This is a genomic window from Pseudogemmobacter bohemicus (genome assembly GCF_003290025.1).
GTDB lineage: Bacteria > Pseudomonadota > Alphaproteobacteria > Rhodobacterales > Rhodobacteraceae > Pseudogemmobacter > Pseudogemmobacter bohemicus.
Genome location: NZ_QNHG01000002.1, coordinates 801,482 through 822,268, shown reverse-complemented (window position 1 = coordinate 822,268; position 20,787 = coordinate 801,482). Strand labels below are relative to the sequence as shown.

The 20,787-nt window shown below is 64.0% G+C and carries 16 protein-coding genes and 1 pseudogene; 1 reads left to right on the top strand and 16 read right to left on the bottom strand.

Annotated elements, in window-relative coordinates; translation table 11 throughout:
* Positions 1-59: 59 nt before the first annotated feature.
* From DRF71_RS11900 to DRF71_RS11830, 16 genes and pseudogenes are all read right to left on the bottom strand, one after another.
* Positions 60-2,510: a GcvT family protein gene (locus tag DRF71_RS11900; protein WP_112310734.1), complete on the bottom strand. Its 2,451-nt coding sequence runs from the start codon at positions 2,508-2,510 to the stop codon at positions 60-62.
* Positions 2,511-2,518: 8 nt separating this feature from the next.
* Positions 2,519-3,520 carry an arginase family protein gene (locus DRF71_RS11895; protein WP_112310733.1) on the bottom strand — a complete coding sequence of 334 codons (1,002 nt, stop codon included), beginning with the start codon at positions 3,518-3,520 and terminating at the stop codon, positions 2,519-2,521.
* A gap of 52 nt (positions 3,521-3,572) precedes the next feature.
* The gene (locus DRF71_RS11890) at positions 3,573-4,295 is read right to left on the bottom strand and encodes an amino acid ABC transporter ATP-binding protein (protein WP_112310732.1); all 723 of its coding nucleotides are present in this window, start codon (positions 4,293-4,295) and stop codon (positions 3,573-3,575) included.
* A 3-nt stretch (positions 4,296-4,298) separates the two neighbouring features.
* Positions 4,299-5,024, bottom strand: coding sequence for an amino acid ABC transporter permease (locus DRF71_RS11885; protein ID WP_112310731.1), 726 nt, complete (start codon positions 5,022-5,024; stop codon positions 4,299-4,301).
* 19 nt (positions 5,025-5,043) lie between these two features.
* Positions 5,044-5,877: a transporter substrate-binding domain-containing protein gene (locus DRF71_RS11880; protein WP_112310730.1), complete on the bottom strand. Its 834-nt coding sequence runs from the start codon at positions 5,875-5,877 to the stop codon at positions 5,044-5,046.
* Positions 5,878-5,986: 109 nt separating this feature from the next.
* Positions 5,987-6,580 (bottom strand): helix-turn-helix domain-containing protein, encoded by a 594-nt coding sequence (locus DRF71_RS11875; protein ID WP_232831473.1) that lies wholly within the window; start codon positions 6,578-6,580, stop codon positions 5,987-5,989.
* Between the two features lie 177 nt (positions 6,581-6,757).
* Positions 6,758-7,065 (bottom strand): annotated as a pseudogene (locus DRF71_RS28605) (hypothetical protein); the annotation flags it as partial.
* A 734-nt stretch (positions 7,066-7,799) separates the two neighbouring features.
* Positions 7,800-8,450 carry an HAD family hydrolase gene (locus DRF71_RS11870; protein ID WP_112310728.1) on the bottom strand — a complete coding sequence of 217 codons (651 nt, stop codon included), beginning with the start codon at positions 8,448-8,450 and terminating at the stop codon, positions 7,800-7,802.
* Positions 8,447-10,807, bottom strand: coding sequence for an aldehyde dehydrogenase family protein (locus DRF71_RS11865; RefSeq protein ID WP_112311292.1), 2,361 nt, complete (start codon positions 10,805-10,807; stop codon positions 8,447-8,449). Before DRF71_RS11865 ends, DRF71_RS11870 begins: the two co-directional genes overlap by 4 nt.
* Before the next feature lie 10 nt (positions 10,808-10,817).
* The gene (gene deoC / locus DRF71_RS11860; protein WP_112311291.1) at positions 10,818-11,747 is read right to left on the bottom strand and encodes a deoxyribose-phosphate aldolase; all 930 of its coding nucleotides are present in this window, start codon (positions 11,745-11,747) and stop codon (positions 10,818-10,820) included.
* Between the two features lie 67 nt (positions 11,748-11,814).
* Entirely contained in the window at positions 11,815-12,798 is a 984-nt protein-coding gene (locus tag DRF71_RS11855; protein WP_112311290.1) for a sugar-binding transcriptional regulator, read from the bottom strand.
* Positions 12,791-14,317, bottom strand: a complete 1,527-nt coding sequence (locus DRF71_RS11850) for an FGGY-family carbohydrate kinase (protein ID WP_112310727.1) — start codon at positions 14,315-14,317, stop codon at positions 12,791-12,793. Before DRF71_RS11850 ends, DRF71_RS11855 begins: the two co-directional genes overlap by 8 nt.
* A gap of 32 nt (positions 14,318-14,349) precedes the next feature.
* Positions 14,350-15,369, bottom strand: coding sequence for a galactitol-1-phosphate 5-dehydrogenase (locus tag DRF71_RS11845; RefSeq protein ID WP_112310726.1), 1,020 nt, complete (start codon positions 15,367-15,369; stop codon positions 14,350-14,352).
* 97 nt (positions 15,370-15,466) lie between these two features.
* Positions 15,467-17,023: a xylulokinase gene (locus DRF71_RS11840; protein ID WP_112310725.1), complete on the bottom strand. Its 1,557-nt coding sequence runs from the start codon at positions 17,021-17,023 to the stop codon at positions 15,467-15,469.
* Positions 17,024-17,053: 30 nt separating this feature from the next.
* Positions 17,054-18,604 carry an alcohol dehydrogenase catalytic domain-containing protein gene (locus tag DRF71_RS11835; protein ID WP_112310724.1) on the bottom strand — a complete coding sequence of 517 codons (1,551 nt, stop codon included), beginning with the start codon at positions 18,602-18,604 and terminating at the stop codon, positions 17,054-17,056.
* On the bottom strand, positions 18,591-19,505 hold the full coding sequence (locus DRF71_RS11830; protein WP_198672175.1) for a MurR/RpiR family transcriptional regulator: 915 nt from the start codon (positions 19,503-19,505) through the stop codon (positions 18,591-18,593). Before DRF71_RS11830 ends, DRF71_RS11835 begins: the two co-directional genes overlap by 14 nt.
* 212 nt (positions 19,506-19,717) lie before the next feature.
* Here DRF71_RS11830 and DRF71_RS11825 point away from each other — a divergent pair, with 212 nt between their 5' ends.
* A complete protein-coding gene (locus DRF71_RS11825; protein WP_112310722.1) occupies positions 19,718-20,746 on the top strand; it encodes a substrate-binding domain-containing protein in 1,029 nt (342 codons plus the stop codon).
* The last annotated feature ends 41 nt before the right edge of the window (positions 20,747-20,787 follow it).

Here is a 20,787-nt window from a genome sequence, read left to right as displayed (position 1 = left end):
TCCCGGAACTGTGGCCGCATCTGATGCGGCCATTTTTTTCGTCAGCGCGGGGTGGTCGGTCAGCTTTTGATTTTCGCGCCGCCAGGGTCATACCAGGAACCGAACTGCACCCGGACCCGGTATCGCTTCATGGCGACCTCGACCTCCCATGTGCCGCTCGCAAGCCACTCCTTCGTGACGCCCTCGGGATGGGAGACATAGGCAAGGCCAAGCGAGGCCCCCACGCGGTGCCCATATGCCCCGGACATCACCGATCCGACCAGCACGCCGTCGCGGGTCACCGGCTCATAATGGAAGAGCATCGGGGCATCGTCACCACCCTCCAGCCGAAGCTGCACCAGACGGCGGCGCAGGGGACCTTCCGCCTTTTGCGCCAGCAGCGCCTCGCGACCAATGAAGCCGCCCGGTTTCTCCAGCGCCACGGCAAAGCCGAGGCCCGCGTTATAGGGGCTGTCTTCCTCGCCGATATCATGGCCCCAATGCCGGTAGCCCTTTTCCATCCGAAGCGCGTTCAGCGCAAAATATCCCGCAGGTTTCAGCCCGAGACCCCTGCCAGCCTCTGCCAGCACCTCCCAGACATGGGCTGCGCATTCGGCGTCGATCAACAGCTCGAACCCCAGTTCCCCCACAAAAGTCAGGCGACTGGCGCGCACCCTCGCATAGCCGAGATCAATCTCGCGCGAAGTACCAAAGGGGAAACCCTCATTCGAGAAATCATCGGGCGAGACCCGGCTGAGGAGGTCGCGCGCTTTCGGCCCCATCACCGCCAGCATCGGCGTGGCCGAGGTGATGTCGCTGATATGGGCGCGGGCCTCCTCGGGCAGGTTGCGGCGGAACCAGCTGATGTCGCGGCGCTGCGAGACCGCGACAGTGATCACGAGGAACTCGGATTCCGCAACGCGGATCACCGTCACATCGGCCTCGATCCCGCCGCGCGGGTTCAGCCATTGGGTATAGACGATCTTTCCTGGCGCAACATCGCAATCCCCGGCGCAGATCCGGTTCAGCGCGGACAGCGCATCCGGCCCTTCGACGCGGTATTTCACGAAGCAGCTGTAATCAAAGACCGAGACATGTTCGGCTGTGTTGCGGCATTCGGCGGCGACATTCGGGAACCAGCTGGGCCGGTGATAGGAATAGTCGATAGTCGCGCGCTCTTCGGCAGTGCCAAAGAAGCCGGGCCGTTCCCAGCCGGCGAGTTCGGTCATAAAAGCCCCCGCCTCCAGCATCCGGTCATGGAAGGGCGAACGCCGCACGCCGCGCGCGGTCTCGAACTGTTTGCCCGGCCAGTGCATGTCGAAAAGCGTGCCGATGGTCTCGACCGAACGGTCTTCCAGATATTTCCGGTTGCGCTGGAATTTTTGCGTCCGGCGCACATCGACGTCGATCAGCTCGACCGGCGGGTGGCCATCGGCGATCCAGGACGCCATGGATTTTCCAACCCCGCCCGAAGACAGGATGCCGATCGAGTTGAAGCCGGTGGCAGAGAACAGCCCCCGGATCTCGGCGGTCTCACCCAGATGGTAGCGGTTGTCGGGGGTAAAGCTCTCCGGCCCGTTGAAGAAGAGCTGGATCCCGGTTTTCTGTAAGACCGGCACCCGCTCCATCGCCATTTCAAGATAGGGCGAGATATGGTCGATATCTTCCGGGATCGCGTCGAAGCAGAAGCTTTCCGCAATGCCTTGCTGACCCCAGGGCTTCGCGCCCGGCTCGAAAAAGCCGACCAGCAGCTTGCCTGCGTCTTCCTTGTAATAGCTCCACTCATCGGCCATGAACATGACCGGCAATTCGCGCGGCAGATCGGGGATTGCTTCGGTCACGACATAGAAATGCTCGGCGGCATGAAGTGGCAGCGTCACGCCGATATCCGCCGCCAGATCGCGCGACCACATACCGCCGGTGATCACCACTTTCGAAGCGTCGATCTTGCCGAATTCGGTCATCACGCCAGAGGCGCGGCCGTTTTCATGCAGGATTTTGGTAACGGTGACGCCTTCAAGGATCTTCGCGCCGCCCATCCGCGCGCCTTTGGCATAGGCCATGGTCACATCGGCAGGGTTCACCTGGCCGTCATCAGGGAACCAGAAGCCACCGACCAGCCCTTCGGTCGAGATCGGCGCCCAGCGTTCCTTGATCGCATCAGGCGTCAGCGCCTCGACCGGCAGGCCGAAATTGCGCCCCATCGAGGCGCCACGCGCCAGTTCCTCATAGCGCGCAGCAGTCTTTGCCAGCCGCAGCGAGCCGTTGCGCTTGAACCCGGTGGCCTGGCCGGTTTCTTCCTCCAGCCGCCCGAACAGTTCACCGGTATATTGTGCCAGTTCAGTCATCCGCTGCGAGGCGCGCAACTGCGTCACAAGGCCCGCCGCATGCCAGGTGGTGCCGCAGGTCAGCTGCTTGCGTTCCAGCAGCACAACATCGGTGATCCCGAGTTTCGCCAGGTGCCAGGCAATCGAACAGCCCGCGATGCCGCCGCCGATGATGACGACTTCGGCCTTTGATGGGATATGCATGGCGGCGCTCAGCGATTGGTGTGGATGTAATCGGCCATCAGCGAGAGCATCTCGAACATGACGACCATAGCATTCTGCGCGGTGATCTTGTTCGGATTGTCCTTGGTCGGGATCAGGCAGACCACATCCCCGCCAACAACATTCAGCCCGCGCAGGCCCTGCAACATACGAACCGCTTCGCCAATACGGATGCCCGGGTAACCCGGCTCCAGATTCGACGCGCCGGGCGCATCGCAGGGGTCGAGGCTGTCGAGGTCAAAGGTGATATAGACCGGGGCATCGCCGATCCGCTCGCGCAGGATCTCGACCACGCCCTTCCAGCCGATCTCCTCGACCTCATCCATGCCGACGACGCGGTAGCCAAGCGCGTCAGAGGTGTTCAGCGACCCGGCGGTGCCGACATTCGGTCGGATACCCACTTGCGTGGATTTCGACGCATCGACATGGCCTTCCTCGACGAGATAGGCGCCCCAATGCGCCGCCGAGCGTTTGTTGCCCAGCCAGTGCGGCAGATGCATCAGCGTGTCGGTATGGCTGTCGAAATGCACCAGCGCGACCTTTTGCCCGACAGTCAGCGAAGAATGCGCGCCCGCGCAGGCCTTGACCAGCGGGCCGGTGATGGCGTGATCTCCGCCCATCGCCACCACCCGGGTGCCGGTCTTCTCAAACTGTGCCGCATAGGCCTCGATATGGCCGACCGAGACATCATTGTTCATCGCCTCGGGCAGCGGTGTGTCGCCGGCGTCATTGATCGTGACCAGATCCCAGGGCGTGATCCCGAAGCGGCCATGGCTGCGGCGATAGAGCGCCGAGATATTCCTGACCGCCCGCGGCCCGAGATGCTGGTCACGCTCGGTCGAGCCATTGCCGGCACTGTGCGGCACGCCGATCAGGGCGATATCTGCGGCGGCGGGATCCTCGTTCCACTCGCAGCGGAAGAAGGTCGGGATACCATGCCAGTACCAGCGGCCCACATCCTTTTTGGCCTGTTCGATGTCGAAATCAGCCATGTCATTCTCCTTGGGTATATTGGCATTGCCGGGGGCGTGCGGCCCCTTCCGGTCAATGCGAGATCTGAGAAAGGAAGGCGCGCGCCCGGTCCGATTGCGGCGCGGCGAAGAAGGTTTCGGGCGGCGCGATCTCGACGATACGACCGGCATCCATAAAGACCACGCGATCCGCGACCTTGCGCGCGAACCCCATCTCATGGGTGACGCAGATCATGGTCATGCCCTCGGATGCCAGCTCGCCCATCACATCGAGCACCTCACCCACCATTTCCGGGTCAAGCGCCGATGTCGGTTCATCGAACAGCATGACCTTCGGCTTCATGCAAAGCGCCCGCGCAATGGCGACCCGCTGCTGCTGCCCGCCCGAAAGCTGGATCGGATATTTCCAGGCCTGATCCAGGATATGGACCCGGGCAAGGTAATCCTCGGCCATCTTCCGCGCCTCGCGGTCGCTCACCGCGCCGGTGAGTTTCGGCGCGAGGATGCAGTTCTCCAGCACGGTAAGATGCGGGAAGAGGTTGAAATTCTGGAACACCATCCCTGCGGTGCGCCGGACCTTCAGCACATCCCGGGCCGCGCCCACCTCAAGCCCGTCGAGCCGGATTTCGCCGCTGTCATGCGGCTCCAGATGATTCACGCAGCGGATCAGCGTCGATTTACCCGAACCCGAGGGGCCGCAGATCACCACTTTTTCGCCCTGGGCGATCTCCAGGCTGACATCTTTCAGCGCATGGAAGGTGCCGTAATTCTTATTGACGTTTCTGAGGCTGATCATCTTTTACCACCCCCTGCTGCGACGGGTTTCAGCGAGGGCTGCGGCCTCGGTACGGCTTGACCAGCGGAAACGGCGTTCGACCAGTTTTTGCAGCCCCATCAGGCTATAGACCATGACCAGATACCAGGTCAGTGCCACCGCGTAATATTCAGAGAACTGGAAGGTGCGCGCGACATTGATCTGGGTGACGGTCATCAATTCCTGCAAGGAAATGATCGAGGCGAGTGAGGTGAGCTTCAGCAGCGTGATGAATTCGTTCATCGTCGGCGGCAGCGCCACGCGCAGCGCCTGGGGCAGCATGATATAGCGGTAGATATGCGACTTCTTCAGGCCAATCGCCTGGCCTGCCGCCATCTGCCCGCCATCGACGGCTGACAGCGCGGATCGGTTGATCTCGACCTGATAGGCGGATTCGTTCAGCGAAAGCGCGATCCAGGCCGCGAGAAAGGGCGTGAACCATTCCTCGCGGAAGATCGGGAAGATCTGCGGCAGCGCGTTCCAGACGAACAAAAGCTGCAAAAGCGTCGGCACCGCCCGGAAGAACCCGACATAGGCGGTGATCAGTTTGCGCAGCACCGAGGGTGGCCCGTTCAGGACCACCGCCAGCGGCAATGCGATCAGGATCGCGGTCAGATGCGCGGCGATTGTCAGCCCAAGCGTAAGCAATGCGCCGCGCAGGAAGGGCCATGAAAACAGGGCCTCCCAAAAGGTTGAGGGATCGAAACTCATGGCCGTTCAGTCTTTGCCCTTATTCGCCTATGCCGTTCAGCTGGCTGGGCGACAGGTTCCATTTCTCGACGATTTTCAGCAGCTCGCCATTTGCGACCAGGGCTTTCACCGCCTCGCCGACCTTTGCGGTCTCGGCATCATCCTTGCGCAGATAGACCGAAAAGGGCTCGAACGCGGCAGCTGGCATGGTGAAAACCACGTCGAATTTGCCGGGATCCTGCATCTCGCGATAAGCGATTTCGGTGTCCTGGGTCACGACATAGGCCGCCCGCCCAACCAGCAATTGCTGGATCGCATCGCTTTGCTTGGGATATTGCTGGATTTTGGTCGGCGCATGGCCTGCGGCCTCCAGCTCTGCATTCAGCTCTTCCATGCGGCCCGGGTAAGACGTGCCGGACTGCACCGCCACGGTTTTACCCGCCAGTTCGGCAATATCAGAGACGGCAGGCGCCCCCTTACCGGCGATCAGCACGGTGGCTGTGTCGAGATAGGGAACCGCATTGAAGGTCTTCAGCCGGTCCTCGCGCAGCACGGTGCCGGAAATCACTGCGTCGCAGCGACCGGCCTCAAGGCTGGGCAGAAGGCCCGCGAAATCCATACTGACGAAACTGGCATCGACCCCCCAAAGACCAGCAAGCGCACGGGCAACATCAATATCGACACCGCTCGGGTCTTTATCGGCGGCATCCGCCATGAATTCCATCGGCGGGAATGTCGGGTCAACGCAGACCGAAAAGCCATCTGCCGCAAATTCCGGCGCGGTCTGGGCGGCGAGGGGCGAGGCGGCGGCGACAACAGCCGCGGCCAGTGCCGCTGTGACCGGTCTCTTACATCTGCCGAGGTGGGTATTCATCAAATTGCTCCCTGTTCTGTTTTCACAGAGCGTGAAGCCGTTCTTCGATTCCGTCAACTATAATTTCGCTATTAACGAACTTTGTTCCCCATTAGCGTAACAACATGCCTCAAACCGGCGGCGGCGTCATAATGAAAACTGCAATTGCGGGTTGCGAAATCGAGGGGTTGTGAAAGCTGTGCAGGCGCCTCGGATCGAAGGTCAGGGAATCTCCGGGATGAAGAATGGTCTCTTCACCCTCGATGTTCAGGGCAAGATCACCGCTGATGACCAGAACCAGCTCTTCCTCTGAACGCAGCGCATAAAGCTGGTCGCCCGCAGTCCCCCCGGGCGCGATTTCCGACCAGATCGCCTGCATCTTCACCCCATGGCTGGGGGTGAGAAGGTGATCGGAAACGCCGATGCCGCCGAATTTGATCGGCTGCCGCGCCTCAGCCCGCACCAGAACATTCGGCGAGGGCGCAAAAAGATCTCCCACCGGCAGGTTCAGCGCATCACAAAGGCTGACAAGCGAAGCCACCGAGGGCGATGTCTTGTCGCGCTCGATATCGCTGAGAAATCCCTTGGCGAGGCCGGTCTTTAGCGAAACATCGTTCAGGGTCAGATCCAGAGCCCGTCTGCGGGCGCGCAGGATTGCGCCGAACTGATGTCCATCCCGCCGGGCTGAGCTCTCCATATCGTCCGATGCGGGTTCTTCTCGCACAATGGGACCTCTGGCCATAGGGGAGACGCTCCTTGGGAATTTCGCTGGTAACGAACAGGTTTCGACCCAATTACCGGCAACTGCAAGCCCTGCCGCTCAGGAATCAGGACCAGGGGCCGCTGATCGTCGCTGCCCGGACCGGGACCCTGGCTCTCCTCCTTTGGCCCGGTCACCGGATTCGCACGCGCCACGGGCGTCCGGGATGCTGGTGGCGGCGATCAGGGCAAGGGTTTCACGGCAACAGTCGTCGTTCCCGGCCAGGACGAGCCATCATGCGCCATGGGTTCAGGAGCAATGGCGGGCGGCCTTACGGCAGGCATCGAACGTGCCGGAAATCGAGCCATGGAATGCCATTGGTTCAAGTGGCATGGCGAGGGTCCGCAGACCAGAGCTGGTTCGGCCAGAGCGGCACCGGCCTGCGACAGCCGCGCCCGCTCGCGGCCATGCCTGCGCTGCACCGACAGACCCTCTTCGCGGCCAATCCGGCAGAACCCTCCAAGCTGCAAACGATCCGCCGGATCGCCTGCTTTACGGGCTGCGATCAGGGATATTCGGTGCTTCGCTTACGCATTAATGAACGCTTTTCAGCATTCAATTGCATTTCTCAATGCAGCGCGTCTTTGGATCGGCGCTGTCCTGTGGCCAGGTCCTGGGCCAGAACCGACCGGAACCTGGCCACAGGGCGCAGGAGGCCGCGTGAAAGCGCGGGGGCAGATGACAGCGCCAATTCGGGGTGCCATCATCCAGGCGAGGGAAACATCCTGGCCATGCTGGCCGAGGCGGGATCGGATATCGGCGACCGGCCGCTCCCGGACCTCAGGCAGATCGTCGGGGCTGACGGACGCCCTGGCCATGCCTCCGGGTCTCAGGGCTGGTCCGGTCGATACAGAAACCCAGGCGCCAGGCGCGACGATCGCCCCCCTGAATCAGGAAGATCCTGAACAGGTCTGCGCAGGAAACAGGCTGTACCCCGGCATAACCTGACCCATCCTGCGCCGCCCGGACGAGTGGAAACGCGGGTGGCCGATCAGGCTGTTTCAGCAGTTTGAACCAGGTGGTGACGCATCCGCGCTGACGGCGACAGGGCCGGTTTGCCTGACAGGGGCAACCAGCTTTGGTTCACGCAAATCGGATCGGCGGCGGCATCTGTCTTCGGGCATTCCGCCACCCGGCAGACGGCTCGCCACCCGTCTGGCATGCCTGCCACGCCCTGCGGCGGTCAGGCCGCGCGCAGCGCGGCTTCGCTCAGTTCGTCGGCATGGGCGAAGATCCGGGATGCTCCGGCAGCCAGCAATTGCTCTGCATGGCCCGGATAGCTGTGAAGGCCGCCTGTGAAGCCTGCGACCCGCATTCCGGCGGCGAGGCCCGCTTTCACCCCGGCGACGCTGTCTTCCAGCACCACGCAGTCGCGCGGCTCTGCGCCGCATTGGCTGGCGGCAAAGAGGAACACATCCGGGAAGGGCTTGCCCCGCGCCACCTGGCTTGCGGAAAAGACATCCGGCTCGAAAAAGCCGATCAATCCGCATACCTCAAGCGAGCGGCGCAGTTTCGGCAGCGCCGAGGAGGAGGCCACCGCCTTCGGCCCCGGCAGCCGCTCCAGCGCGGCCCGGATACCCCGGACCGGCTGCAATTCGGTCTCGATGCGCTGCAAAAGCAGCGCATCGGCCTGTTCCAGCAAACCCTCGGGCCAGGGCGCGCCCCGGAGCGCGGCGATCTGTTCCCAGATCACCGCTTTGGGCTGGCCGATATGGCCGCGGATGATCTCGGCCGCCGTGATCGGCCAGCCAGCCCCCGTCATCAGATCCGCGTCAATGGCATTCGAGAGGATCTCGCTGTCGACCAGAACGCCGTCACAATCGAAGATGATCATTCGCCGTAGGGCACCCAGATGTTCTTGACCTGGGTGGCGCGGGTCAGGAACTGGCGGCCCTGGCCCTCGGCTGACAGCCAGTTGCGGGCCGCGCCATCCTCGGTCCAGGTCTGTTTCAGATTTCCGGCCGAGGCGGTCTCGACCGCGCGCCCGCCGGCTGCGGTGCCGAAATACCAGAGCGCATCGACATCGTCATGCTCGGCAAGCGTTTTCGCCAGCGCCTCACGCTCGCCGGTCACGATATTGATCACGCCGCCGGGCAGGTCCGAGGTCTCGAACACCTGATAAAGATCGGTTGCCGCCAGCGGATGGGTTTGCGAGGGCACCACCACCACCCGGTTCCCCATCGCCACCGCCGGCAGCGCCAGCGAGACAAGGCCAAGAAGCGGCAAAGCGGTCGGGCAAACCAGACCGATCACGCCGACCGGCTCGTTCATCGCCAGCGTCACATGCGCCGATTTGGTCGAATGCACCGCGCCGTCGAATTTGTCCGACTGTGCCGCATACCAGAAGATACGGCGGATGGCGGTCTCGACCTCGGTTTTGGCGGCGGTTGCCGTTTGGCCGAAGCTCTTCAGCCGTTCTTCGAACTCAACCGCCCGGGCTGCGAGGTTTTCCGCGAGGTAATACAGCACCTGGGCGCGGTTATGGCCGGTCTGGCCACCCCAGCCTTTGGCAGCATGGGCGGCCTCGACCGCGTTGCGGATATCCTTGCGATTGCCCAGAGGCGCCAGACCGACCGCCCCTTTCGGGCCGTTCACGCTATAGGAATAGCCGGAATCGGGCCGCGCCTGCTTGCCGCCGATGTAAAGCTTGGCCGTGCGGTCGATGACGCTTGCCGGCAGGGTTTCCGCCGGGCTGGCATCGGGGGCAACCGGAGCCTCTTCGGGCTTTTTCGCGCGGGGGGCCGGATGGCTCAGATAGGCCGCCATGCCCTCACGCCCGCCTTCGCGACCAAAGCCGCTTTCGCGGTAGCCGCCGAAACCGGCGCCGGCATCGAAAATATTGGCCGAGTTGATCCAGACCACGCCGGCCCGGACCTTGCCCGCCACATCCAGCGCAAGGTTGATGTTTTCCGACCAGACCGAAGCCGCCAGCCCGTAGCGGGTGTTATTGGCCAGCGCCACCGCATCTTCGGGCGTGCGGAAGGGCGTAAGCGTGACCACCGGGCCGAAGATCTCTTCAGACGCGAGGATCGAGGCGGGCTCCACTTCGGTGACGAGAGTCGGCGGATAGAAGCATCCGGCGGGCGCGGTGCCCTGATGGATGGTAACGCCCTCGGCCCGGCCCTTTTCCACCAGATCAGTGATCCGCGCCAGCTGCACCGGATGCACGATGGCACCGATATCGGTGGATTTGTCCAGCGGATCGCCAACCCGCAGGCTGGCCATGCGGCGTTTCAGCAGATCGGTAAAGCGGGCCGAGACCGCCTCGGCCACGAGGATACGCGAGCCCGCACAGCAAACCTGGCCCTGGTTGAACCAGATCGAATCCACCACGCCCTCGACTGCCGCATCAAGATCGGCATCGGCAAAGACGATGAAGGGCGATTTGCCGCCCAGCTCCAGCGTCAGCCCCTTGCCCGATCCGACGATCTGGCGGCGGATGATCCGCCCCACCTCGGTCGAACCGGTAAAGGCCACCTTGTCAACGCCCGGATGGCCGGTGATCGCGGCGCCCGTCGCGCCGTCACCGGTAACGATGTTCAGCACGCCCTTCGGCAGCCCGGCCTCACGCGCGATTTCGGCGAGTGCCAGCGCGGTCAGCGGGGTGTATTCCGCCGGTTTCAGCACCACGGTATTGCCGGCCGCCAGCGCCGGCGCGACTTTCCAGGCCAGCATCAGCAGCGGGAAATTCCACGGGATCACCTGGCCGCAAACGCCATGCGGGGCAGCGCCGGGGAATTCATCGGCGAGGATCTCGGCCCAGCCGGCATGGTGGTAGAAATGGCGCGCGACCAGTGGAATGTCGATATCGCGGCTCTCGCGGATCGGCTTGCCGTTGTCGATGGTTTCCAGCACGGCAAGGAAGCGCGCATGTTGCTGCACATGGCGGGCCAGCGCGTAAAGATGCTTTGCCCGCGCATGGCCCGGCAGCGCCGCCCATTTGCCCTGGGCCGCGCGGGCGGCCTTCACCGCCGCCTCGACATCGGCGTCAGAACCTTGCGAGACTTTCGCGATGGTCTGACCATTGGCGGGGTTCGTCACCGCGAAGGTCTGCGAGGGCTGGGTGAACTGGCCATCGATGAAATGGCCGAACCCGGCCTCATGGCGTTTCAGCCAGTCGCGCACCACGGCGCTGTCTTCCGGGGCGGGACCATATTCCATCGTCTTCAGGATCTCGTTGATCTTGTTCATTTTATCCCCCTCACGCCAGCGCAAGGTGCGATGCGGACGAATAGCGTCCGGTGACATGATGTTCCAGCTGGCGTTCAATATCCCCAAGCATCGACGAGGCGCCGAGGCGGAAGAGATGCGGCTCCAGCCAGTCGCGGCCCATTTCCTCATTCATCAGGAATTGCCAGTTCAGCGCGTCTTTCGCCGATTTCATGCCGCCTGCGGGCTTGAAACCGATGCGGTGGCCGGTGGCATCGAGATAATCGCGCAAGGCGCGCACCATCACGAGGCTGACGGGCAGCGTCGCATTGACGCCTTCCTTACCGGTCGAGGTCTTGATGAAATCGGCGCCGGCCTGCATCGAGACCATGGACGCCGCATAGACATTCCTCAGCGTCTGCAGATCGCCCGTGGCAAGGATCGCTTTCAGATGGGCCGGCCCGCAGGCCTCGCGCATCGCCGCGACCTCGTCATAAAGCGCGCTCCAGTTGCCGGTCAGCACATGTTCGCGGGTGATGACGATGTCGATCTCATCGGCGCCCTCGGCCACCGCGTAGCGGATCTCTTCCAGCCGCAGGTTGAGCGGCATCAGCCCCGCCGGAAACCCCGTCGCGACCGAAGCGACCGGAATACCCGAGCCCTGCAAAGCCTTTGCCGCATGGCCCACCATGGTCGGATAGACACAGACCGCGCCGGTCGTGAGCCGCAGTTCCGCGATCCCCAGGCCCTCGACGATATGCGAGGCCAGCGGCTGGCGGGCTTTCGCGCAAAGGCGGCGCACACGGTCGGCGGTATCATCACCCGCCAGTGTGGTCAGGTCGATGCAGCGGATCGCATTGATCAGCCAGGCGGCCTGGTAGTCTTTCTTGACCGAACGGCGCGCACCCAGCGAAGCCGCCCGGCGCTCGGCTGCGGAACGGTTGACGGCATGGCCTTCGAACATCGCGACATCAAGGGGCATGCCCGGATTGCGGTGATCATTCGCGAGAGGTGACAGGCCGGGCGAAGATGCCCCGCCTGCGGCAGAGTCAGCGGTCATGTGCGTGCTCCAATACATAGGTTGCGGTGGCCTCATCGGTGATGAGGACATTGATAAGTCCGGCTTTCAGGGTGCCGAGTGTGATGTCATGCTTTTCGGGGCCGGCAGCGATGCCGATCACCCGGTCGCATTTTTTCAGATCCTGCAGGCCAAGGCCGATGGTGCGGGCATCCAGTTCGGGATCGACGATATGGCCGCGGCGGTTGATGAAATGGCCCAGCACATCGCCGACCGCGCCGGCCTTCAGCAGCGCATCCATCTCGTGTTTCAGGATATTGCCCGAGCGTTTCAGCACCGAGCCCTCGCCCGCGATCCCCAGCGAGAAAGCCAGCACCTGGGCGCTTCGCGCCTCGCGCAGCACATCGGCGACGATGCGGTCTTTCTCAAGCACCTCGCGGGTGAGCCGCTCGCCCACGATGGCGGGAACCGGCAGCGGGATCATCCGGCCACGGCCCTTGCGCGCGAAGGTCTCGGCGACATCATTGTGATGCGCGATGCCAGGGACCGGCGCCACGGTGCCGTTGATCTGCACCACGCTGACCCCATCGGCCCAGTCGGGCGGCAGCCCATGCGCCACGGCGGCCATTGTGCGGCCCCAGGACACCCCGATCACCCGGGGCTTGGGTTTCAGCGTCGCGAGATATTGCCCCGCCGCCTGGGCGACGCCTTCGATCCCCTGTTCCGCCGGGCCGGGCACCACCACCGCATCGCGCAGCCCAAAGACCTCGGCCAGACGCGCCTCCAGGTCGGGATGGCGCATGCTGCGCGGCACGATCTCGATCCGGACCACGCCAAGATCCCTGGCCTCCTGCAACAGGCGGCTGACCTGCCAGCGGTTCAGCCCGGTCTCCTGGGCGATCTCGGTCAGGGTCTTGTCCTGGGCATAGGTCATGCGCGCGATGCGCACCATCAGATGGTCGCGGCTGTCATCCAGCGGCAGACGGTTCTGCACGCGGTCGCTTTCGTCACTCATCGCCATTCCCCTGCAAGCCGGCATCCGCCAGATCATGGAGCAAGGGCGTCAGGATTTCGACCGCCTCTCTGTATTGCCGCAACAGGCGGCGATATTGCGCGTGGCGGGCGGGATCGGGCTGCAAAAGCCGCACCTCTGGGGCCAGCGCCTTTGCCGCCGTGGCCAGATCGGGCCAGAGGCCAAGCCCCACCGCCGCGGCAACCGCATTGCCGTACAGGGTGAGATTGTCATCGGGTGCAAGGCCCAGCGGCTTGCCGATCGCATCGACCGTGGCCTGCAGCCACAAAGGGTTGCGCATGATGCCACCGGCCATGACGATGCGCCCGACCGCAACGCCCTGGCGCTCCAGATCGAAGATCACATTCGCAGTGCCAAGCGCCACCGCCGTCACCGCAGCCCGGTAGATCGACGCCCGGTCATGCGAGAGCGAGAGGCCAAGGAAAGCGCCCCTGAGCCGCGCATCGCGGTAGGGCGTGCGGTTCCCCATCCAGAAGTCCAGCGCGAGGAGCCGCGTCTCAGCTGGCTCAATCGCGCCCGCCGCCGCCAGCAACGCCGGCAGATCCTCGTCTTTGATGCCAAAAATATCCTGCGACAGCCATTTCAGGATCGACCCGGCCGAGACCTGGCCGCCCTCGATCATCCGCATTCCTTGCGTCAGAGCATGCGGATAAGGCCCCCAGACACCCGAGATCTTTGCCCCGTCATCGGGAACCTGGGTGATATGGACATTCGAGGTGCCGCCGATCAGCAGCATGGTACCCGGCTCGACGCAATCGGCACCAAAGGCGCCCATATGCGCGTCGATGCCACCCTGGATCACCAGCGGATTGCCTTTGATCCCCCAAACCCCGGCCACATCAGGCAATAAAGGCCCGATCACGCCGCCAATGTCGATGATCTGCTGCGGCAGCCGGTCGGCAAGATCCGGCACGCCAAGGGCCGCATAGAGATCGGGGTGAAAGCTGCGGCTGCGGCTGTCCCAGTTCCATTTGCAGGTCGCATTCATCACCGAGCCGGTCCAGGCGCCGGTCAGGCGGAAATTGATGAAATCCAGCGCCTCGGAAATCACCTCGACCCGCGCCCACAGCTCCGGCTGATGGCGCGAAAGCCAGATCGCCTTGGGAACCAGCCATTCGACGGCATTCGATCCGCCGCAATAGTCCAGCACCGGATGGCTGATCTTTTCCGACTCCAGCGCCTCCTGCGCGGCGCGGGCATCCATCCACAGGATCGCCGGCGCCAGCGGGTTCCCGGCACGGTCAGAGACCACCACGGTCGAGGCAAAGGTCGCAACCGTGATCGCCGCAATTTCGGGTTCGCCCGCGTCAGACAGCGCCGCCCGCACCGCGAGGCCCAACGCACGCCACCAGTCTTCCGGCTGCTGTTCGGCCCGGTCGGGCGGCAGATGGCTGGTCGGATAGCCCGCCTCTGCCTTGGACAACAGGCGCCGGGCCGTCAGGTCATAGACCCCCGCCCTTGCGCCATTGGTGCCAAGATCCAGCGTCAGAACTCTGGTCATGCGGGCCTCCCTTCCCTCTGCTGCCGGGTAATTTACGGCCGGAACAGCACTTTCGAGAAGTGGATGTCTTTCCTGTCGAACCGCTCGAAGATCCCCGGCAGCTCGGCAAGGTCCAGATCATGCGAGATCATAAATTCCCATTTCAGCTCGCCGGTGCCGAATTTCTCCAGCGTGGTGGTCCATTGCGGCCCCGGGAACGGCGCACCAAAGCTGTTCCACGACCCGTGGAGCGAGATTTCCTGACGCAGGAAATACTGGAAGGTGGGATTGGCCAGTTTCACATCCGGCACCGGGATGCCGATGAAGGTGACATGGCCACCCGGCCCCGCCAGCATCACCGCCGCATTGATCGTGGCATCAAGGCCGACCGCCTCGACCACCACATCGGCGCGGGCCTTGTTACCGGCCAGGTCCTGCGACAGCACACAGATCGTCGCTCCGGCCTCGCGCGCCAGTGCCAGTTTTTCCTCGGACACATCAACCGCGATCACGTCTTTCGCGCCCATCAGTCGCATCCACTGGATCGCGAAAAGGCCGATCGGGCCACAGCCCACCACACCGCCGGTCTGGCCGATCTGCAAGCCGCCTGCCTTCCACAAGGCATGGATGGCAATCGAGGCCGGATCGGTCATCGCAATCGCGCGCGGATCGACATGCTGCGGCGCCTTGAGCAGGTTCGGCACCGGCACCGCGACATATTCCGCATAGGCGCCATCGCGGCGCGAGCCGAAATAGTCGTAATCGCGGCAGCGCGAGAAATTGCCGGTCTTGCACTGGTCGCATTCATTGCAGGGAATCAGCGGCGCAATCGCCACCAGCTCGCCCTTTTCCCAGCCCGAGACACCCTCGCCGAGTTCCTCGATATGGCCGGAGAATTCATGCCCGGTGATCAGCGGCATTTTCCAGGCGCCCTTGACCAGCATACGCGGCAGGTCAGAGCCGCAAACGCCAACCGAGGCGACGCGGACCAGAACCTCACCGGGGCCGGCCACGGGTTTGGGGCGCTCTTCGAGGCGGATATCTTTCGGGCTGTGCAGGACGATGGCGCGCATGGGTCTCCCTCCCTCAACACATGTGATGCGATGTCACGGATGTGATATTCTATCCGGTCGATTCCCGCAAGAAAGAAATCACGCCCGTGCAGTTAAATCACGGATGTGATTTCTCCGCAGCGCGACGGTTCAGCCGTCTGAACAGTGGTGAAAGCGTCTCCATCGCGTCGATATAGCTGTCGACAAAAGGCGCATAGGCGCGGGTGACATCGGGCCGGGGCTGCGCCATGGGCCGCGCGACACCGGCAAAGCGGCGCGCCGTCCCGGCCAGATCGGGGAAGAGGCCAACCGCATGACCCGCGACAATCGCCGCGCCAAGGGTGCCGAATTCCTCGCGGTCGGGGCTGCGATATTCCAGCCCGAGCGCATCGGCCTTGATCTGCCGCAGCAAGGGAGATTTCGCACCACCCCCGATATTGACCGCGAAAGCCGGGTCGTAATCCGGGGCGATTTCGCGCACCGCCCGCAGATAAAGCGCATATTCAAAGGCGATGCTCTCCATGATGGCGCGCACCATATGCGCTTTGCCATGCCGCCAGGTCAGGCCAAGGAAAGCGCCGCGCATATCCGGGTCATTCGGCGTGTTGCGACCCGAGAGATGCGGCAGGAACAACAGCGTCTCGGCCCCGGGCGGGATTTCGCCCGCCTCTGAGGCCAGCGCATCATAGGGGTTGATGCCCGAGGCCTCCCAATCCGCCTTTTCGCGCGGCGAAAGCGCATCGCGGAACCAGCGCAGGTTCAGACCGCCGCCGGCAACATAGGCCATGGGAAAGTAAAGCCCCGGCACCACATGCGGGCAGGTCATCAGACAGCGGTAGCGGGTATCGGTGCCGAAACGGTCGATCACGGTGGCAAAGACCGAGGCCGTGCCCGATGTGTCGAACACCGCACCCGGATCGACAAGGCCGGCGCCCAGCACATTGGCGCTCTGATCGCCGCAGCCGGCCGCAATCGGTGTGCCGGCGGCAAGGCCAAGCGCCCCGGCCTGATCGGGTTGCACCTGGCCGATGATCTCCCACGGCTCGACGATGCGCGGCAGTTTTTCCGTCGTCAGCCCGAAACGGGACAGGAGTTCCTCATTCCAGGTGCCATGCTCGCCGCTGCCGAAGCCGGTAAAGACCAGATAGGTCCGGTCCATAAAGGCATCGCTGCCCCGCAGCCCCGCCAGCCGCCCCGCAACCCAGGCCGCCGGCTGGATGAAAGCGTGGATCTTCGCCCAGATCTCCGGCCGGTCCCGCCAATAGAGCAGTTTCGGCGCATGGTTGAAGGCCAGGCCCATACCGCAGGTGCGGATGATATCCTCTTCATGCGGGCGCAGCTCTTCCAGCAAGGGGGCACAGCGGGTGTCGAGCCAGCTGTCATAATGGGTGACCGGCTGCCAGGCGGCGTCAATCGCCATGATCCCGGCCATCTGCCCATCCAGCGCCAGTGCCGCGATCCGCCCGGGCGCCAGCCCCGAGCGCGCCATCGCCGCCTTCACCGTGTTCTGCACCGAACGGAAAATGTCCTCCGGATCCTGCTCGACCTCGCCGGGGCGGGGATAATGCAGGATGGATTCCTCGAAGGCCTCGGCCACAAGGCGGCCATCCCGGTCATAGATGCCGGTCTTGGTGCCGGTCGTGCCGATATCCACGCCGATGACGTGATCTTTCATGGGTCCCCTCCCCCGTATTACCGCAAGTCGTCAGCCGGTCAGCCCCGCCTCCTCGGCAAGGCTCCAGCCCCGGACCGGCCTGAGCGGCAGATCCGGCACCTGCGGATAGATGATGATCTTGCCCGAGACCGCGCCCCCGGCCACGGATTGCAGCGCCTGGGGCAGCTGATCCAGCCCCGCCACCGCCGCGATATTCGCCGAGAGGTCCAGCGCCCCCGACCTGACCCGCGCCAGCACATCGCGCATATCATCCAGCGAACAGCCGGTGGAGCCCGTCACCCGCTTGCCCGTCAGCGCGATGCCAGCAAGGTCAAAAGCCAGCATCCGCCCATAGGGAAAGCCGGCAAACAGCGCGAGCAGCCCGTCAGGCGCCAGCCAGCCAGCCGCCAGTTCGACCGCCGCCGGATCGGGGGCGACCACGACCACATCGTCCAGCCCCCCCGGCGCATGTTCCGCCACCGCAGCCGCAAGGCCCCCGGCATCGGCCAGCACCAGCCGGCGACCGGCGGCAAGGGCAAGCGGGCCGAAATCCGCCTCAAGATCGCTCAGCCGCTGCCCTTTGCGCGAGGAGGCGATGATCACGCGCGGTCCGTCCTGCAGCTGAAGCAGCCGGTGGACATGGATGCGCCCCATCGCCCCCCCAGCGCCATGGATCAGCGCGACACCGCCAGGGCGGGTATCGAACCGCTGCGCCCCGGGGCGCAAGGCCGCCGCGAGGTCGGGCTCCGGGGTGCCGATCAGCGCAAGACGGTCATAATGGATCCGCGCGGGGTCGATATCGACCGGGCCGGGCGCAACGCCGCTCCGGCCTTGCAGCAGCATCCCATCCGGCGCCAGCAGCGCCACCAGCCGCGAAAGATCCGCCGCAGAGATATCGCCAAGCGCCAGGATATCATCATAGGGGCCGGGGGCCGAAGCCAGATCCGGAAGCTCGGTCACCTGCTGGCCAGACAGGAAATCCGGCCGCGCGCCGATCAGCGCCACTCCGCCCCAGGCCAGCGGGTCCGACAGGGTGAACCGGGCACCCGGCGCCACCATGACCAGCGCCCGCCCACCGGGGCACAGGCTTTGGCGGACATTCGGGCGCCAGGCGCGCTCGACACAGCCATAGGGTTCCAGCAGCGCGATATCGGCGGCCGAGATATCCTCGGGCGCCTCCATCACATTGGCCGCCAGCGCCTCCGGCCCCAGTCGCAGATATTGCGCAAAGCCGCCGGGCCGGTCCATCCCGATGATCGAGCGCTTGCCATTGACGACCATCGCCGGTTGCAGGCTGAGCCGCTGACCGGGATGAAAGCGGGTCTCAAGACCCTGACCGACCGCCGTAACCCGCAGCGAGACCTCATGCCCCAGCACGGTATCGACCGCACCGGCAGCACCGGCGATCAGCGGATGGCTCGCCCCCATCCGGACGATCTTGATATCTGACGAGCAGATCGACACCGCCTCGACCCGCGCGATCAGCTCGTCAGCGGCGGGCGGGGTCAGCGCCGCCGCCTCGGGGCTCGCGCGCAGCAAGTCCTCCAGCGTGCCGCCGCGATGCGGCCAGTGGCGGTTCAGCACGACATCATTCAGCTTCATGCTGGCGCCTCACAGTGCGGCTTTGCTGGATCACAGGATCCCCGATCCTGACCATGGCGGCGGCGGCATCGAAATCCTGCACCGCAACCAGCGAATAAAGCGCGTCAATCGCCATCAGCTGCCCGTATTTCGAGACCATGCTCTCATAAAGCGGCTCCTCTCCTCCGGGCATGTAACCGGCCGGGGTGATCAGCGAGAGATCGGCCTGGCGCGCCAGCGGCGAATCCGGGAAGGCGGTCATGGCAATCGTCGCCGCCCCCGCCTGCCGCGCCGCGCCCATCGCGGCGACCGTCTGCTGCGTGCGGCCGGAATCGCTGATCCCGATCGCCAGCGCGCCCTTGCGCAGGGCGCCCGCGATCAGCAGCTGATTGTTGCGGTCGCGGTGAAAGATCGAGGGCTTGCCGATCCGGGCAAAGCGCAAAAGCGCATTCTCGGCCGCCAGCGCCGAAGAGCCCGCCGCGAAAATATAGACCACTTCGGCGGCGCAGATCATCCGCGCCGCGTCATTCAGCCGCTCGGGGTCAAGCGTGGTCAGACAGGCGCGGGCCAGATCCGAGGTGCGATGCGCCACCTTGTGCAGGATGGTCTGCGCATTGTCATGGCGGCCGATATTCTCATAGATCTGCCCGTCATCGGGCGAGGGCACGCCTTCGGGCGCCCCCCAGCTGCTTTCGCGCACCATCCTCAGCTGAAAGGCGCGGTAATTGTCCAGCCCGATCGAGCGCACGAATCGCGAGATCGAAGCCTCGGACGTGCCGCAGGCTGCGGCCAGATCTTTGATATTCTTGGTTCTCGCCCCTTCTGGATCGGCGAGAATGGCATCGGCCACCGCCTGCAATGCGGGCTTCATGCCGCCACGAAAGCCCTGTATCTGCTCGATAATCCCGATTTTCGCAGTCATAAAACCGCTTACTCCCCACACTGCCCGGGCCATTCCATAACGTGAAATTTTGCACCCAGGAAATTAACTTTCAAGATATAATTTTTTATAGACAGTAATTTTTCACACTGCTAGCGTTCCTTCAACCGGGATTCCAGGCCGGGAGGCCCTTGCACCCGTTACGCAAGGTCGGAGCTGGAACCATCGGATTTCCAACAGAGGGAGGACCAAAGATGACGCTTTCCACACGGCTGTTTCCCACCCGCCGCACCGCAACCTGCAGCGCGCTGGCGCTGATGCTGGCCAGCCCCGCACTGAGCCCGGCCCTGGCCCAGGACGAGGCGCCCCGCACCTATATCTACGCCTCGCAATTGCAGGGACATCCCTATCTGCTCGACAGCCTGCTGGGCATGGATTACGCGCAGTCGAAATTCGGGGTGACGGTTGAACGGCTGGGCCCGCAGGGCTGGGATCCGGTCGCCGGCGCCGAGGCGGTGGAACAGGCCATCGCCCGCAATCCCGCCGGCATCATCACCACACTATGGGAGCCGGGCGCCGTGCCGGGCATCCGTCGCGCGATGGAACAGGGCATCCCGGTCGTGGTGATCGAGGCGGTCACCCCCGACAATGGCGGCGCGCTGACCTTTATCGGCCTCGACAATTACAAGGCCGGCGAGGACACCGCGCGCGAGTTGATCAAACGCGGCGGCGACAGCGGCAAGCTGGGGGTTTCCGGCAACTGGGGCGCCTCGAATACCGATGCCAAGATGCAGGGCCTTGCCGATTACCTGGCCGCGAACAGCAAATGGGAGATTGTCGGTCGCGTCGATGACAAGGCCACGACCTCGACCGCGATTGATGCATCGAAAACGCTGTTCAACACCTATCCCGATATCACTGCGGTGATCGGGCTGGACAGCTCTTCGGGCAGCGGCATCTGCCTTGCCGCCGAAGAGCTGGAAAAGGACATCACCGATCTCACCGTGATCGTGCATGACCGCGAGGATACCGTGCTGGAATGCATCGCGGACGGGGTGATCGACGCGACCATCGTGAACAAGACCGCATTGCAGGCCTATCTCGCGGTGCAGTTCCTCGAGGCCTATAATGATGCCGCCATCGGCCTCGCCGATGTGCCGATCTCGGCCGATAACAAGGCCGCAGGCGTCAACCCCTTCCCCGAGGCGGTCTATATGGGCACCGAAGTGATCGACGCCGGCAATGTCGAACATTTCATGCGCTCGGCCCTGCCGAAATTCTGATCACACCGTTCTGATTCCACCGGCAAGACCCGCCTCAAGGG